Origin of the sequence: Salmonella sp. NW884, assembly GCF_051700745.1 — a bacterium.
GTDB classification, from domain to species: domain Bacteria; phylum Pseudomonadota; class Gammaproteobacteria; order Enterobacterales; family Enterobacteriaceae; genus Salmonella; species Salmonella enterica.
Window position 1 is genome coordinate 33,329 of record NZ_JAMMDE010000003.1, and the last position, 15,907, is coordinate 49,235.

General features: G+C 48.5%; 12 protein-coding genes and 5 pseudogenes. 15 read left to right on the forward strand and 2 right to left on the reverse strand.

The features are described from left to right. Nucleotides 1-351 precede the first annotated feature (351 nt). The 7 genes and pseudogenes from NA197_RS08120 (at nucleotide 352) to NA197_RS08150 (ending at nucleotide 9,909) form a co-directional block, all read left to right on the forward strand. Nucleotides 352-2,586: a type VI secretion system Vgr family protein gene (locus NA197_RS08120; RefSeq protein ID WP_064043078.1), complete on the forward strand. Its 2,235-nt coding sequence runs from the start codon at nucleotides 352-354 to the stop codon at nucleotides 2,584-2,586. Between the two features lie 59 nt (nucleotides 2,587-2,645). Further along, complete coding sequence (locus NA197_RS08125; protein WP_064043079.1) at nucleotides 2,646-3,104, forward strand: DcrB-related protein; 459 nt, start codon at nucleotides 2,646-2,648, stop codon at nucleotides 3,102-3,104. A 15-nt stretch (nucleotides 3,105-3,119) separates the two neighbouring features. Further along, nucleotides 3,120-7,832 carry an RHS repeat-associated core domain-containing protein gene (locus tag NA197_RS08130; protein ID WP_064043080.1) on the forward strand — a complete coding sequence of 1,571 codons (4,713 nt, stop codon included), beginning with the start codon at nucleotides 3,120-3,122 and terminating at the stop codon, nucleotides 7,830-7,832. Between the two features lie 19 nt (nucleotides 7,833-7,851). Beyond that, nucleotides 7,852-8,163: a DUF7716 domain-containing protein gene (locus NA197_RS08135; protein WP_001220174.1), complete on the forward strand. Its 312-nt coding sequence runs from the start codon at nucleotides 7,852-7,854 to the stop codon at nucleotides 8,161-8,163. Between the two features lie 266 nt (nucleotides 8,164-8,429). Beyond that, on the forward strand, nucleotides 8,430-8,768 hold the full coding sequence (locus tag NA197_RS08140) for a hypothetical protein (protein ID WP_023138333.1): 339 nt from the start codon (nucleotides 8,430-8,432) through the stop codon (nucleotides 8,766-8,768). A gap of 169 nt (nucleotides 8,769-8,937) precedes the next feature. Beyond that, nucleotides 8,938-9,450 (forward strand): annotated as a pseudogene (locus NA197_RS08145) (HNH endonuclease); the annotation flags it as partial. A 3-nt stretch (nucleotides 9,451-9,453) separates the two neighbouring features. Further along, on the forward strand, nucleotides 9,454-9,909 hold the full coding sequence (locus NA197_RS08150; protein WP_045900897.1) for an SMI1/KNR4 family protein: 456 nt from the start codon (nucleotides 9,454-9,456) through the stop codon (nucleotides 9,907-9,909). Nucleotides 9,910-9,941: 32 nt separating this feature from the next. On the opposite strand, the pseudogene NA197_RS08155 reads toward NA197_RS08150, so the two are convergent. Then, nucleotides 9,942-10,188 (reverse strand): annotated as a pseudogene (locus NA197_RS08155) (hypothetical protein). Nucleotides 10,189-10,324: 136 nt separating this feature from the next. On the opposite strand from NA197_RS08155, the pseudogene NA197_RS08160 reads away from it, so the two are divergent. The 4 genes and pseudogenes from NA197_RS08160 to NA197_RS08175 all read left to right on the forward strand — a co-directional run. Continuing rightward, nucleotides 10,325-10,497, forward strand: a pseudogene (locus tag NA197_RS08160) (RHS repeat-associated core domain-containing protein); the annotation flags it as partial. A gap of 1,126 nt (nucleotides 10,498-11,623) precedes the next feature. Beyond that, a complete protein-coding gene (locus NA197_RS08165; RefSeq protein WP_000828178.1) occupies nucleotides 11,624-12,091 on the forward strand; it encodes a sugar tyrosine-protein kinase in 468 nt (155 codons plus the stop codon). Between the two features lie 29 nt (nucleotides 12,092-12,120). Beyond that, nucleotides 12,121-12,278: pseudogene (locus tag NA197_RS08170) on the forward strand (RHS repeat-associated core domain-containing protein); the annotation flags it as partial. A gap of 130 nt (nucleotides 12,279-12,408) precedes the next feature. After that, nucleotides 12,409-12,687 (forward strand): hypothetical protein, encoded by a 279-nt coding sequence (locus tag NA197_RS08175; protein WP_077950661.1) that lies wholly within the window; start codon nucleotides 12,409-12,411, stop codon nucleotides 12,685-12,687. A 66-nt stretch (nucleotides 12,688-12,753) separates the two neighbouring features. Here NA197_RS08175 and NA197_RS08180 read toward each other — a convergent pair whose 3' ends face one another. Continuing rightward, complete coding sequence (locus NA197_RS08180; RefSeq protein WP_023892102.1) at nucleotides 12,754-13,068, reverse strand: SymE family type I addiction module toxin; 315 nt, start codon at nucleotides 13,066-13,068, stop codon at nucleotides 12,754-12,756. Between the two features lie 91 nt (nucleotides 13,069-13,159). Between NA197_RS08180 and NA197_RS08185 the strand changes: the two genes are divergently transcribed. The 4 genes and pseudogenes from NA197_RS08185 (at nucleotide 13,160) to safB (ending at nucleotide 15,900) form a co-directional block, all read left to right on the forward strand. Next, nucleotides 13,160-13,318 (forward strand): transposase, encoded by a 159-nt coding sequence (locus NA197_RS08185; protein WP_371063038.1) that lies wholly within the window; start codon nucleotides 13,160-13,162, stop codon nucleotides 13,316-13,318. After that, nucleotides 13,252-13,825, forward strand: a pseudogene (locus NA197_RS08190) (integrase core domain-containing protein); the annotation flags it as partial. The gene NA197_RS08185 and the pseudogene NA197_RS08190, both read left to right, overlap by 67 nt. A gap of 762 nt (nucleotides 13,826-14,587) precedes the next feature. Next, nucleotides 14,588-15,085, forward strand: coding sequence for a Saf-pilin pilus formation protein SafA (locus tag NA197_RS08195; RefSeq protein ID WP_064043453.1), 498 nt, complete (start codon nucleotides 14,588-14,590; stop codon nucleotides 15,083-15,085). Between the two features lie 74 nt (nucleotides 15,086-15,159). Beyond that, nucleotides 15,160-15,900 (forward strand): pili assembly chaperone SafB, encoded by a 741-nt coding sequence (gene safB / locus NA197_RS08200; RefSeq protein WP_024792644.1) that lies wholly within the window; start codon nucleotides 15,160-15,162, stop codon nucleotides 15,898-15,900. The last annotated feature ends 7 nt before the right edge of the window (nucleotides 15,901-15,907 follow it).

A 15,907-nucleotide genomic window follows, 5' to 3' on the forward strand; every position in this document is an offset into this window, starting at 1 on the left:
TTGACAATGATTACAATGGTGGCCAGATAAGTAATGAGCACCAATGATAAAGTATATGACTGGCGGTGTGCTGGTTATTAATCAAATTTCTATAAAATGCAATGCGAATCTGGTAAGCGTAATAAAAATAAAATCATAATATTGTTATGTTCATTTCCTTATTTATGTAATTCAGTATTTATGTTATGTGCTAATTTTTGTGTTTTTATTTTCATGGCTCTTGTCAGCAATATACCCTGATCTTCTGGTAAATATTTAAATATAACAGGCTGGTTGCATTATAAAGTGCGGGGCACTGTTTCCTGACGGTGAGTCTATTTATTTTAATCCGGTATTAAAGGAGTCACTACCATGAGTTTTGTATCCACAAATAATAAATCCGGTATGGGAGGGCTGACGACAACCACGCCACCGATAACCGGAGAAAGTGGCGGTGTCACCGCAGATTCAGTCGCCGGAAGCGTGGCAGATGCGGCGGAAGCCGCTGTGGAACAGGCTGCGGGATCGCTGTTTGGCGCATTGCCGGAGCCATCAGGACTGGTGAAAGCCGCGGTGGCAGCGGCGCAGGCTGCCGCCGCCGCAGGTATGGCGCAGGATGCGGTATCGGCCATCGTCTCCGCTGTTGCAGGCGGGCCGGGGGCGCATAATGTGACGGTCAGCGGCAGCGCCGTACCGCCGGGCGCATTACTGTTCGCCAGCCTGGACGGCGGCGAAACATTAAGTGAACTGTTCAGCTATGTGGTACAGCTAAAAACGCCCGACACCCTGAATCTGGGCTATGTCTCCCCGGCGGCCAACCTGCCGCTCAAACCGATGGTGGGCAAAGATCTATGCGTCAACATCGAACTGGATGGTGGCGGTAAACGGCATATCAGCGGGCTGGTCACGGCGGCGCGGGTGGTGGGCCATGAAGGGCGTTCGGTTACCTATGAGCTGCGTATGGAGCCGTGGGTAAAACTGCTGACCCATACCAGCGACTACAAAGCATTCCAGAATAAAACCGTGGTGGATATTCTGGATGAAGTGCTGGCGGAATACCCCTACCCGGTGGAAAAGCGGCTGGTGGAAAGCTACCCGGTACGTACCTGGCAGGTGCAGTACGGTGAAACTGATTTTGATTTTCTTCAGCGACTGATGCAGGAGTGGGGCATCTACTGGTGGTTTGAGCACTGCGAGGACAGCCACACGCTGGTGCTGGCGGATGCCATCAGCGCCCACAAAGCATGTCCGGACTCGCCGCTGGTCGAGTGGCACCAGGAAGGACTGAAGCTGGACAAGGAGTTTATCCACACTATCACGGCAAACGAGAGCCTGCGGACTGGACAGTGGGTGCTGGATGATTTCGATTTTACGAAGCCACGTTCATTGCTGGCAAACACCGTGGCAAACCCGCGTGAAACCGGTCATGCCACCTACGAGCATTATGAGTGGCCGGGAGACTACTTCGACAAGAGTGAAGGCGAGATGCTGACGCGCATTCGTATGGAAGCGCAGCGCAGCCCCGGCAGTCGGGTGCTGGGGGGAGGGAATATCCGCACACTCATGACCGGTTATACCTTCACGCTGGAAAACTATCCCACCGCCGAAGTCAATCAGGAATACCTGTTGATGCAGACCTTGCTGTTTGTGCAGGACAATGCGCAGCACAGCGGGCAGGACCAGCACTTTACCTTTTCCACCCGTTTTGAACTGCACCCGACCCGTGAGGTGTTCCGCCCGCAGCGGACGGTGAGCAAACCCCACACCAAAGGGCCGCAGAGCGCCATCGTCACCGGCCCGGCGGGCCAGGAAATCTGGACGGATCAGTACGGGCGGGTAAAGGTACAGTTTGGTTGGGATCGCTACGGCAAAATGGATGAAAACAGCTCCTGCTGGATACGCGTCAGCTACCCGTGGGCGGGCAAAGGCTTCGGGATGATCCAGATCCCGCGTATCGGCCAGGAAGTGCTGGTGGATTTCAAAAACGGCGATCCGGATCTGCCGATCATCGTGGGGCGTACCTACAACCAGGACACCATGCCGCCGTGGGGACTGCCGGGCGCGGCAACACAGAGCGGGATATACAGCCACACTATCGGCGGCGGACCGACCAATGCCAACGCTCTGCGTTTTGAAGATAAACCCGGTAGTGAAGAGGTCTGGCTACATGCTGAAAAAGATCAGCGTATTGAAGTTAATAATAATGAAAGTCACTGGGTGGGGAATAATCGGGTTAAGGTCATTGATCAGTCAGAAATAGCCACTATTGGCGCTGTCCGCGACCATAAAGTTCAGTATGACGATACCTCTCTGGCCGGAGGAAATAAAACCATTCAGACGGTAAAAGAGTTATATCTGGCAGCGGGTGATTCTATTACTCTGAGTTGTGGTGACACCGTTCTGTACATGAGCAGTAAGGGGGAATTTTACGTAACCTGTAAAACGTTCAATATTACTGCAACAGATGCCGATGGTCAGATTAATACTATAAAAGGGCAGCTGGATTTAAATATGGATAAAAGAGAACCCAAAGTGGGAACATTTGGTGAGTCAGAAAAAACAGCAATGGCAGCAGTAATTAAGGAAACTTTCCCACCCAAAGAATAGTTTTTATTTTAGTGCCGGACTTATCAACACTTTCAGACCAAAAAGGATTTTATATAATCATGACGAACTATTATATCAACGAAGCCATCTTGAGTTTCTCCGGTAATATATCCCAGGACAGCACCCTCAATATGATCCGCCTGAGCGATCCGGATGCGGCGCTGATTATCAGCCGCGGCAAAATGCAGGACGGTGATGAGCTGGCGTCCCAGGTTGAACAACAGATGAAAAAACTGGAAAAGCAGGTTAAGGAACTGCGTTATACGCCAGCACAGGTTGTCCGGCTGGGTATTGACGGGAAAATGGAAGGGCTGGAAATACAGAGTCAGTTCATCCGGGGTAATGAGCAGGTATATCAGTACCAGGCGGTATTTGTGCTACAGAGCAGCCGGGTAATGATGGCCCTGACCTATGCCCGCTCAACAGCGTTAACCGAAGCGGATAGGGGGCGCTGGGCGGATATCAAAAAGAATCTGCGTTTCAGGTTGGACCCGGAAAACACGGCAACCGGACAATAACACAGGGAGTGTGGTATGGGAGAAGCATTCTGGGCGGCAAGGGAAGGCGACGCGCTGCTGCATACGTCCTTTCTGGCAGATCTGGTGGGCAGTGCGCTGGAATTCGCCATCAATGCGGTTATTGATTTTGCGGCACTGGCTGTTGTGGCGCTGGCGACGGGGGCTACGGTGGCAACGCTGGGATGCAGCGCCGTATTACTTGTGGGGACCGTGGTCGGCGCGACGATGTTACTGAGTGGTGCCGGGGAGAAAATCAGTAAAGCCTGTGAAGACATAGCCAACAGCCTTTTTCCGCCGAAAATTGAGGGATATATCCTGACCGGCTCAGGCGATACCCGGATTAACAGCAAACGGGCGGCGCGGGCGGCGGCAACGGCATTATCACGCCATGATGTAGAAACCCTGGATGCGCAGGCGCAGGCAGAGGCAGAAGAAGAAAAACGCAGGCAGGACGCCAAATCAATGTGGGATGTGGCCGGGGAATATCTGGATGCAGTAAAAGGCCGGGCAGAGAATATGGCTAAGGGCGTCGTTTCCGTGGTGAGCCGGATGGGATCAGCGGAAGGATGGGCCTCGCTGGGAAATGATGCTCTGGCAGAGGCGGGCGATATGCTTTCCGACACGGGCCACTTTATTTCAGAGATGTGGCAGCCCACGGTGGCAACGGCATATCCGGGGTCTGACCCGAAACAGGATGATAAAATCGACTGCCACAAACATCCCTCTTCATTCACCCAGTTTATGGCGCAGAAACTGCAGGCGCTGACGGATGACCCGGTGGGGACGGTACTGGGGGCGATGAACACTTTCGATGTGCTGGAAGCCGGTTTTCAGGCGGCAAGCGCGCTTATCGGCAGCGTGTCGAACCTGTTCAAAGGCGACGATGAGCCGCCCGCAGCAGAATATATCGCCGAAGGGACGCGGGATGTGCGTATCAACAGTCAGCCTGCGGCGCGCAGCGGGGTACGCTGTACCTGCGAGGCAAAAGTGGTGGATGAGCCTGAGAACGGCGTACATGTATCCGGTGATGTACGTATCGGCGGGCCGCTTCTGGTGGTACGGGATATCAAAAGCGGTAAGTCACAAATAACCCTGGTGACCACCATTGCGCTGACGTTCATGCAGCCCGGACGGGCGTCAGCTAAAAGTGCCTGCTTTATGATGGGATTGGGCATTAACATGATGGTTCAGAAGGCGGGGAGTGCGCTGAACCGCCCGGTAAACGCCGCCACCGGAGCCAAGTACCTGGCAGGCGATGATGACGTTGATTTCAGTCTGCCCGGCCACTTCCCGCTGGAGTGGCAGCGGACCTACAGCAGCCGTGATGAACGGACGGAGGGGATGTTCGGGCGGGGCTGGAGCGTGCTGTATGAAGTGTGCCTGGAGCGTACGCCGGACAACCCGGATGAAAACTGCATGACGTATGTGGCCCCGATGGGACGGCGAATTGACCTGCAGGCGGTGGAGCCGGGGAGTGGTTTTTACAGCCCCGGCGAGGGGCTGGCAGTGCGGCGCAGCGAACAGGGCCACTGGCTTATCAGCAGTGATGACGGCGTGTACAGGCTGTTTGAAGCGGACCCGTTCAGCCCACAGCGTCGGCGGCTGAAAATGCTGGGCGACCGCAACAGTAACTGCCAGCACCTGACCTACGACAACCACGGGCGTCTGGTGGAAATCAGCGGCGATCGGCAGCGCCCCTGCATCCGGCTGCACTATGAGCTGACAGCGCACCCGCAGCGCGTGACGCGCATCTTCCGCCATTACCCGGAAGGGGAGCCGGAGCTGCTGCGGCGTTACCGCTACGATGAGGCGGGGCGGCTGAACGGGGTAGTGGACAACGCAGGTCAGTATCAGCGCGAGTTTGCGTACGACGACAACGACTGCATGACGATGCACCGGGAGCCGGGCGGCGAACGGTATTACTACACCTGGGCGTGGTTTGAAGGCCCGGACGATGCGGCGTGGCGGGTGACGGGCCATCATACGGACAGCGGCGAGCAGTACCGTCTGGACTGGAATCTGGCAGAACGTTCGCTGTGCGTGACGGATAGTCTGGGGCGTACGCGCTGCCACTGGTGGGATGCGCAGGGCCTGGTGACGGCGTACCGGGACGAGGCCGGGCAGATGACCACTTTCCGCTGGAGCGATGAAGAGCGGTTACTGCTGGGGATGACGGACGCGCAGGGCGGCAAATGGCGTTATGTCTATGACCGTCTCGGCCACCTGACGGAGACGCATGACCCGCTGGGCCGGGTTGAGCAGACGCAGTGGCATCCGGTGTGGCACCAGCCGGAAACGGAGGTGGATGCCGCGGGGGCGGCGTGGCGTTATGAGTATGATGAGCGGGGCAACCTGCAGGCGGTCATCGACCCGCTGCACCAGCGCACGGTATACGGGTATGACCGGCACGGCCAGGTGGTGCGGATAACCGACGCGCGGGGCGGAGATAAATACCTGCAGTGGAACGAAGACGGGCAGCTTATGCGCCACACGGACTGTTCTGGCTCGCAGACGGCATGGTTTTATGATGAACGCACGCGGCTGGAAAGGGTGACGGACGCGGAGAGTAACAGTACGCGTTACAGCTATGACGGCAACGGACATCTGACGGAGGTCATGTTCGCGGACGGGCGTACGGAGCGTTACCAGCCGGATGCGGCGGGACGGCTGGTGAAATACACCAGCCCGGCGGGGCAGATAACACGCTGGCAGCGGGACGGCCAGGGGCGGGTGCGCAGGCAGACGGATGCGACGGGTCGCAGGACGGCGTATGAGTACGACGCTTACGGGCGGCTGACCACGCTCACGAACGAGAACGGGGAAAGCTACCGGTTCCGGTACGATGTTCTGGACCGGGTGACGGAACAGACGGACCCCGGCGGCAGCCGCCGGGCATACGGGTATAACGCGCTGAATGCGGTGACGGCGGTGATATACGGCGGGGAGCGCGGGGGAGAAATCCGTCACGGTCTGGAGCGTGATGCGGCGGGGAGGCTGACGGCGAAAATCACGCCGGAGACGCGCACGGAATACCGGTACGACGCGGCGGACCGTCTGCTGGAAATCCGCCGCAGGCAGCATGATGCGGCGGAAGGCGGAGAGCCGGAAGTTATCCGGTTCAGCTACGACAGTGCGGGTAATCTGCTGAGCGAGGAGACGGCGCAGGGCGTGCTGCAGCACCGGTACGATGTTCAGGGCAACCGCACAGAAACGCAGATGCCGGACGGGCGGACGCTGCGGTACCTGTACTACGGGAGCGGCCATCTCCAGCAAATCAACCTGGGGCGTGATGTCATCAGCGAGTTCACGCGCGACCACCTGCACCGTGAGGTGCAGCGGAGCCAGGGGCGGCTGGACACGCGGCGGATGTACGACCGGACGGGCCGGTTAACGCGGAAACTGACCTGTAAAGGAATGCGCGGTGTGGTGCCGGAGACGTTTATTGACCGGGAATATGCGTATAGTGGCCAGGACGAGTTGCTGAAAAAGCGGCACAGCCGGCAGGGGGTGACGGATTATTTTTACGACACGACGGGGCGCATCACGGCGTGCCGGAATGAGGCATACCTGGACAGCTGGCAGTACGACGCGGCGGCGAACCTGCTGGACAGGCGGCAGGGAGAGACCGCGCAGGCGGGTGCAGGCAGCGTGGTGCCGTTCAACCGGATAACGTCATACCGTGGGCTGCATTACCGTTACGATGAATATGGCCGGGTGGTGGAAAAGCGGGGCCGCAACGGCACGCAGCACTACCGCTGGGATGCGGAGCACCGGCTGACGGAAGTGGCGGTCATCCGGGGGAGCACCGTACGGCGTTACGGGTACGTGTACGACGCGCCGGGCAGGCGGGTGGAGAAGCACGAACTGGACGCGGAAGGAAAGCCGTATAACCGGACGACGTTTTTATGGGACGGAATGCGGCTGGCGCAGGAGTGCAGGCTGGGAAGAAGCAGCAGCCTGTATATCTACAGCGACCAGGGGAGCCACGAGCCGCTGGCGCGGGTGGACAGGGCGGCGCCGGGCGAAGCGGATGAGGTGCTGTATTACCATACGGACGTAAACGGCGCGCCGGAGGAGATGACGGACGGCGGGGGCAATATTGTCTGGGAAGCGGGCTATCAGGTATGGGGGAACCTGACGCATGAAAAAGAAACCCGGCCCGTACAGCAGAACCTGCGTTTCCAGGGGCAATATCTGGACAGGGAAACGGGGCTGCATTACAATTTGTACAGATTTTATGATCCGGATATCGGGAAGTTTATATCGGGTGACCCTATTTCGATCCGGGGCGGGATAAATCTTTATCAGTATGCGCCTAATCCGATTAAATGGATAGATCCACTTGGCTTATATAACGGTGAAGGTCAACGTGAACTTGGCAAATATCATGTATTTCATGAACACAATCTAGATATTACTGAATATGGATTATCAGATGCGGAACATTTTAGCCGTGGAAATCAGGCTATTTATGAACGGATGAAAAATGATCCTGCGTTCAGACGAGAAATGCAAACTAAGTATCCGGGTGTTGTTGAGCATGTACAACCAAGTTCAGGCGGAAAATTCAGTACGGAATCACCTCCAGGTTTGACGTGGCATCACGAAAATAAACCTGGGGTATTAAGTTTAGTTGATCGCTTGGATCATAAAACTTACCACAAGATTTATCACCCTGATGGTTCAGGTGGGCGTAAGAAATGGGGGGGAGGTACTGGATGTCGTTAACCACAATTGGAGATATTCAATGAGAATAATTAAAGGGTTTGATAGTTTATTATCTGAAGTTAAGACATTGCCGGATGTTGGCTGGCTATATGTGGATAAGGAATTTAATTTAAAATCTAAAATGGATATTTTAAATAAAGATTATTATCTCGCTGAAAATCGTGATGAGTCTTTTGATATGGCAGAAAATGATAAGATTAGAACATTTTTAGAATCTCCAACATTTTGTGACATTATTGATAATAGACTTAATCATCATCCCAATTCCAATAGAGATGAACTTTTAGAAGCAGTGATTTATTATCTGGAAGAAGATGACTTTATGGATTAATCCCTGACTCTCCTGAAAAGAGCCGGTAAGTGTTAAATTTTCCCGGCTCATTTATTATTTAAGTTCTGTTTCAGTATTCGCCTGATTCCCTTTCTTGGCTCGACCCATTAGGGGGGTGAAATAGATATAATAATGGTAAGTATAATATATTGTTTGATCATTTGGTTGATCCGTTAAATAGGTGTTAAAGCGATGCTGTTCAATTTAAAAGAGCCAATGATGCCTTAATTGAAAGTATGAATAATGACCCTGTATTTTGACATGATATGGATAAAATTATATTTAGAGCCGAGTCTGATAGAGTGAATGCAAAGTCAAGTGGCACTGAAGCTATTTGGTATACGGTAGTGAGCGAACTTAATGAATCAGAAGTACTGGCCAGTATAAATCCATGGAATAGGGATGAAGCAGTTTTAAAGAAGAAACTTTATTTATTAGATGATTGTGTCATTGCTATACGGTCGGCAAGATCCGAAGATCGAATAGAAAAAAGAGATTATAATAAGGGATATTATTTTATTGAAATAATGAACCAAGATGAATCTATAAAACTTAGTTCGCATAGGATATATTCGTGGGAGCAAGCTATAGAATATTCTTTCTAACTTAAGTGATTGTCTTTTTTAGCTGCACAAAGGATATGGAAAGTGAAAAAAATATAATGATATGGAATTTAAATAAGGAATGCTACGAGATATTCCATAATACCCAGCGACTGGGAATATAATAATTTCTTATTATATTTTCAGGATTGATGCTTGATCTTGCAATTTTGGATTGCACTACAATCTGTTCAGGTGTTACGACTCGGGCTATGGATTATTCTCACAGCCAGATCCTATTTCGATCCGGGGCGGGATAAATCTTTATCAGTATGCGCCTAATCCGATAAGCTGGATCGATCCACTTGGGCTGAGTTGTGGCCCAATGGTGAAGAAAATCAATGGACGTAATCCTAGCAATAGTTCATTTGCAGGAAAAATCTATCCGGCCAGCAAATTACCAGTAGATATAAGAGGAAAATATCCTCATGGTGTACCATTTAATCATGCAGGATTCCCTGATTTTTCACGTTATTCAATTAAAAATACTCGCATTGAATTGGGTGCGTCAAGGAATGTGGATTTTGGCAGGGCTGATCGTGCTGTGGGATATGGTCCCGGAAATCCTCGTCCTGAAGGATATACTTGGCATCACCATCAGGATTCTGGATATATGCAATTAGTTCCTACTGATTTACATGATGCAATAAGGCATTCAGGTGGGATTTCCACAAGTAAGAGGTAATTTGTGATCAATATCATTTATTCTAAAAAACCGGCAACATTAGAGGATATCTCTGATTTTGAGAGAGAGATAAAGGGGGGTTTACCAATTGATTATAAAAATTTTTTGATGAAACATAATGGAGGGCAACCTCAGCCTGACTCGTTCAAATTTTTTTCTGATAGAAATGATGCATCTTCAGTTGATCGGTTTCTTAGCTTAGGTAAAGAGAAAAATAGTAACCTTCTTAAATATTACAATAATTATAAAGATAGAATCCCATCAGGCTTTATCCCTATTGCTCATGATGCGGGAGGTAACCTTATTATTATGGAGCTGAAAGATAACGAAAATAAAATTTATTTTTGGGATCATGAGGTTGAAGTTGATGAAGGAGAGACTCCTGATATGAGTAATGTTTATTTAATCAATGAATCTTTTTCTGATTTTATAAATAATCTTTATGAAGAAGTTATCTAGGTAAAATTAAGGCCGAGTTACCGGCCTTTTTATTAAACAATCACGTCCCGCATCCCCTTAACCACCAGTTCAGCCTTGTAAAGCTGCTCGCGCAGCTCCTGCACCTCGTTACCGTCCGCCATTAGCACAATACACCCGTCCGAAATCTTCACCGTCACGCCGCTCCCCGGTCTCAAATCCCGCTTCTTCCTGGCAGTCGCCGCTGGGGATTTGTGAGTAACAGGTGGTCATGCAGGTTTCGCTGTTGATGTGGCGGACGCTGGCGCCGGAGGCATTCATATTTGCTGACTAAATAAATTCTTAATTCTCCGCCGGATGCTGGCTGATTGTGGAGCTCAGGGTGAGCGAGTATGGGCGCGACATCATGGCACTGAGCCCCCCTCTCCCCGGCCAGCTCCGGGCGGTGATGAGCAACCGGCTGCCGGGGCCGTATTTTGACGATGAAACGGGCCTGCATTAAAATCTGTTCAGATATTATGCACCGGAGTGTGGCAGGTTCGTCAGTCAGGCCCGACAGGGCTGAAAGGGGGATTAAATCCTTACCACTATCCGTTGAATCCCGTCACAGATACAGATCCGCTGGGATTGTTTACATGTGAATTATGTTGCATGATAGATGAGACTAATAATAGTCTGGATAATCTTCCATTTAATCCGGCAAAAATGTTAACGGCTAGTTTAAATACGGCTAATTCTGCAAGATTGCACACAAGTGGGGTAGCCAAACTCGGGATAGGTATTGCTGCTGATGGATTTATTATATTGTCTCCAGTGGGCAATGTCTCTCTGGCATGGGGGGAATATCAAATTAGCAACTGCTTCATATAACAGGGCAAATTTATGATTATCAGAATCACTTAATGAAACCGACAAGGATAGGTGCTGCAAAAATTTATTAGGTGTATTGCCTTATAGTGAACAGTTTGACGCCCAGGTAAGCCATCAATTAGCGATGTGTGTAAAGAGAAACTCCATAACATGATGGATTCTCCAATGAATTTCATCAAAAAGATAGGGACATTGATGTTTGATGAATATGATTAATAAAATATCCATATTGATCTTTATTATTGGAAGTATAATCGCGATAATATGGGTATTATATGCCACTTTATCGAAAAGAGGGATGTTTAGAGATAATCTTAAAAAATAATCAAGATAATATGTGATTTATTTTGGGGGATAGGCTGATAACTCTGAGTAAAGAATATCAGAGACTGTACATGAAATTATTAATCCTTCGTTGAATAAAAGCCGGGAAATCATTATGGGCGGATAACCGCATCACGGAAGATATGCAGTAACTGTACCGGTATGATTGTTACGTGAGGCTGACGCCAGAGCAGATGGCGGGGCAATTGGAGCCGGAGTACACACCCCAAAGGAAAGAGAGGTTTGTGCGTATTATTCATTGTGTGATCATAGCGGTACAGGTACTTCTGCTGGTTTGTTATTCACAATATCAGCCCCTGATGCTGATTTATTACCAGGAATATCAGAGTCTGGAGGGGATTCTTATGGAGGCACTTCTTGCGGGAATGGCTTATACAGATGCTTGTGATCAAACTGATAGTTATAAATATACAAAAGGTGTGAGTATGGGACCCGGATTTGGAGACTAGGGGGAACTCACATGCTCCCGGCATTCGAGGTGTCTATCGGAGATTTTCGATCTGATGGATAAGGGATATGATTGGTTATCAGGTGAATTCAAGTGAAAAGAAATAGATTTTTTCTATCGTTACTATTTATGGTGTTGATTGTGTTGTTCGTTATTCTATTTTTTACATGGTTAGGTAGAGAGAATATTAAAAATGATAGCGCTATTCGAGAAGTTGCGAAAGAAGAAGTTGATAAGCTTTTTTCTCTTTATAATGAAGGGGAGTATGCTGAGATATATGATTTGTCATGTGACTCTTTCAAAAATGCCACTGCGAGAAAAGATTTTTTAACAGTTATGGGAACTAAAATGAAAATACTCGGTGAATTTAAAGGGCGAAAACTTCAATATAGCAATGTCATTAATTCAAAATCCGTGGAGTTATATTATAGAGTGGACTATATTAACTATTCTTTAATTGAAGAATTTAATTATATTAAAAATGATGGACAAAAAATATGCTTGCAAGCAATGTATACGGATGATGCGGGGAAACATGGGGAGGTAATTAAATTACATTAATGTGTGATAACTCCAGTTAGAACCTATCCCAATGCGATGAAGAATCGGGGCTGTATTATAACTAGCGCCGTTTCTATAATCCGGGACTGGGAAGGTATATTACGTAGATCCAATAGGGCTGAAAGGGGGATGGAGCCGATATCATTATCCTCTGAATCCTATTACAGATAGTGATCCTCTTGGCCTTATTACTTGTGGTACTGATAGAGATGATCCTGGCAAGTTATTAAGATGAAAAATGGTTGAAAATAATTGCGTTAGTGAATGCTCATTTATGTCTTTACCTACAAAAAGTAACGGATTTGCTTGCTGGAATTGTGTTAACGAATGCAAATAAAATCAATGCTGTTGATGTTTTTACTACAGGAATAAGTATGGTTAACGATAAGGATACAGCTATATTAATTAGTGATTTAATGTTGAGATTCGGTAAGGAACTTGATGAATCTGTTGCTGTTGTTCAGTCCCGTTGTGATGAGGATGAATTTAAGGTATATCGAGAAGCGGTTGGTTTGATCATGGGTGAAATGCTTATTAAAATAATGAATCCATTATATGAAAAATATCCCGAAATAAAACCAAAAGGATTGAAATAAAACATCTGGAGCCGGAGGAATAATGTGTAAAAGCCGGAGGGGTTATCTTTTCCCGGCTTTTTATTATCAATTACTCATTAACTCCTGTTCCGTTCTTTTGCGTTTAATCACCGGAATATCTCCGGTATTGTTCAGCGCCCCCAGAAATTTTTTTAACCACTGTTCTGCACTCCGTTTATTAATGCGGGTTACGCCCATCCCTTCAATACAGACAAAGAGTCCGTGGGTATGCTGCGGCGTGATCACGATGCAATCCCTCATTACCCGCACCTTGACGGGCATCCCGTTAATAAACCCCGCCTGCGGCATCCATTCACCGTACAAACGAACTGAAAGTCTCTCAATGCGTGAGTATGTAAGTATCCCGCATAATCGAGCCATTCACATTTAGAGATCATCCGACATAATCAATCTGCCAACGCAGGAGATCGCTGTGCGTAAAGCCCGTATTACTGCGCACCAGATCATCGCTGTGATTAGATCAGTCGAATCCGGACGGACTGTTAAAGATGTCTGCCGGGAGATCGGTATTTCTGAAGCCACCAGGGACAACTGGAAGTCTGGATACGGCGGCAGGGATACGCGTGGAATCACAAAAGGCTCCACCGTATTTACTGTCTGCTCAAGCTGAATTTTCGCCGTAAGGGTAAACAACGGCTGCCGGTACGCAATCCCTCGCCACTGGTCACGCCGGAAGCGCTGAACCAGAGCTGGTCTGTGGGCGTCGTTTTCGCACGTTCAATGTTGTTGATGACTGTAATCGTAAAGCGTTGTCGATAGAAATCGATCTGAATCTGCCAGCTCTGCGAGTGGTCCGTGTACTCGACAGGATTACAGCAACCGCGGTTATCCGGCCATGCTGCGTATGGATAAGGGACCGGAATTTATCTCGCTGGCACTGGCTGAATGGGCAAAGAAACATGTAGTAAAGCTGGCGTTTATCCAGCCGGGTAAGCCGAAGAAAAACGTTTTCATCGAGCGTTTTAACCGGACATACCGTACAGAAATACTCAATTCTTATCTGTTCAGAACGCTGAATGAGGTGCGGTAAATTACGGATAAAGGGTTATCAGAATATAACTGCGAACGTCCACATGAATCGCGGAACAATATGATACCCAAGGAATACCGCCAATAACGTTATCTGGCCGGAATCTTAAAAATGCATGGAACTAAAACGGGTCTATTTACAGGGGCACCTGCGATGAATTTCGCTGCACTGAAAAGCGATACCGGATGAGAGCTGCTTCAAATTAATGTGCCATGTTCACGGGGAGGTGGTGCGACGTTTGCATAATCCAGCAAGAACTGAAAGGAAGGGGAGAGCTTTTTCATGCCTGTATAATCAGTCTGGCCTGTGTCAGTCAGCTCTTAGTGTTGAGACTCTCGTTGGAGCGTTATAATTGCTTTTCCGTTTCGGAAAACAAGATTTTCCATTAAAGATCTTCCCTGCGAGGAAAAGTTAACTAATAATCTTACCGTCGAGTTCGGAGATGTATGTTTAAATATAAACAATGTTGCAACGATGCCTGATAATTATCCTCTCTTCGAAGATAAGTTTCCCACACACCAGTGTGGTGGGTGTCATTGTAATGTTATCACTTGAATGTAAATGGAAGGTATAATTGCTTTTTGACTAGTATTCTATTCCACCCTGACAACACGATGTTAACATCAACACTGTTTATATTGGCAATAACGCATTTTTTTTCAGATTGAGAGGTGCTCTGATATATAGATTTTTATGACATTACTTATTTGAATTGGTAACAAATACCAATAAGTACAAGCTGTTATTACCAGCCACGGATTTTTACATACGGTAAGATTTGGTATGGCGTTATGTATTATGGATGTGCTGGACTATTTTAATTTGGTCAAAAAAAAAGGTGGTTTTTCGATGAAAAACGTAAAAAATTTAATTATCGCAAGTGCATTAAGCATTATGGCTGCTAGTTGTTATGCCGGCTCGCTCGTGCCGAATACAAGCACTGGCGTGTCGGCGGATGTAAATTTCAGTAATCCTGGACAACTACATGCACAGCTTACTCCAGTGTCTGGCTTGGTGGCAGGGCCTCATAAGGGTGATGAGGTTATTGCTATGCTTTCGGTAAGCGGTTCGAGCAAACAATACGCGGCAACGGGAGATTATTCTAAACCTGAAACAGTGGGCAACGACAGCGATGTGTGGACGGTAAGTGGTAAAAGTGGTAATACCATTAAAGTTACCTTTGGGGGGGTAGGCTGTGCCAATAAAGGTTCATTAGTGGATGGTGCTTCGCATAAGTGGTGGGTATATAACATGACAGATAAAGTCGCTGTGAAATTGTCTGGATCACAAACGATAAAGGCTGATACTTATCCAGTGACGCTACACATAGCGGAGTATCAAGCTTAATAGTAAACAACTTTTATTGCGCCTTATTAAGGCGCAATAAATATCAAGTCATACATTTTTTTATAACTTGTAATATGAAAATTATTAGTTTTGGTGTAATGGCGGCTGTTTTATTCGTCTCTAATTCTATAACTCCTCCAGTGTATGCCTCTGAGCAGAAATTAAATTTAAACACTAAATCATTCAGCGTGAAGCTGGGGGCTACACGGGTGATTTATCACGCTGGTACAGCTGGAGCCACGCTTTCGGTGAGCAACCCGCAGAATTACCCTATTTTGGTTCAGTCTTCAGTCAAAGCAGCAGACAAAAGTTCGCCTGCTCCCTTTTTGGTGATGCCGCCTCTATTTCGTTTAGAAGCGAACCAGCAGAGTCAACTGCGTATTGTCCGTACTGGTGGTGACATGCCAACGGATCGTGAAACTTTACAGTGGGTCTGTGTAAAGGCGGTACCACCCGAAAATGAACCGTCGGATACACAGGCTAAGGGCGCGACCCTTGACCTCAATTTGTCCATCAACGTCTGTGATAAGCTGATTTTCCGCCCGGATGCCGTGAAGGGGACGCCGGAAGATGTTGCAGGAAATTTAAGATGGGTGGAGACGGGCAACAAACTTAAGGTGGAGAACCCCACCCCGTTTTACATGAATTTAGCCTCCGTCACAGTAGGGGGAAAGCCCATTACAGGGCTTGAGTATATCCCCCCCTTTGCTGACAAAACACTAAATATGCCAGGTGGCACTCGTGGTGATATCGAGTGGAGAGTTATTACAGACTTTGGTGGTGAAAGTCATCCGTTCCACTACGTCCTTAAATAAATCCAGG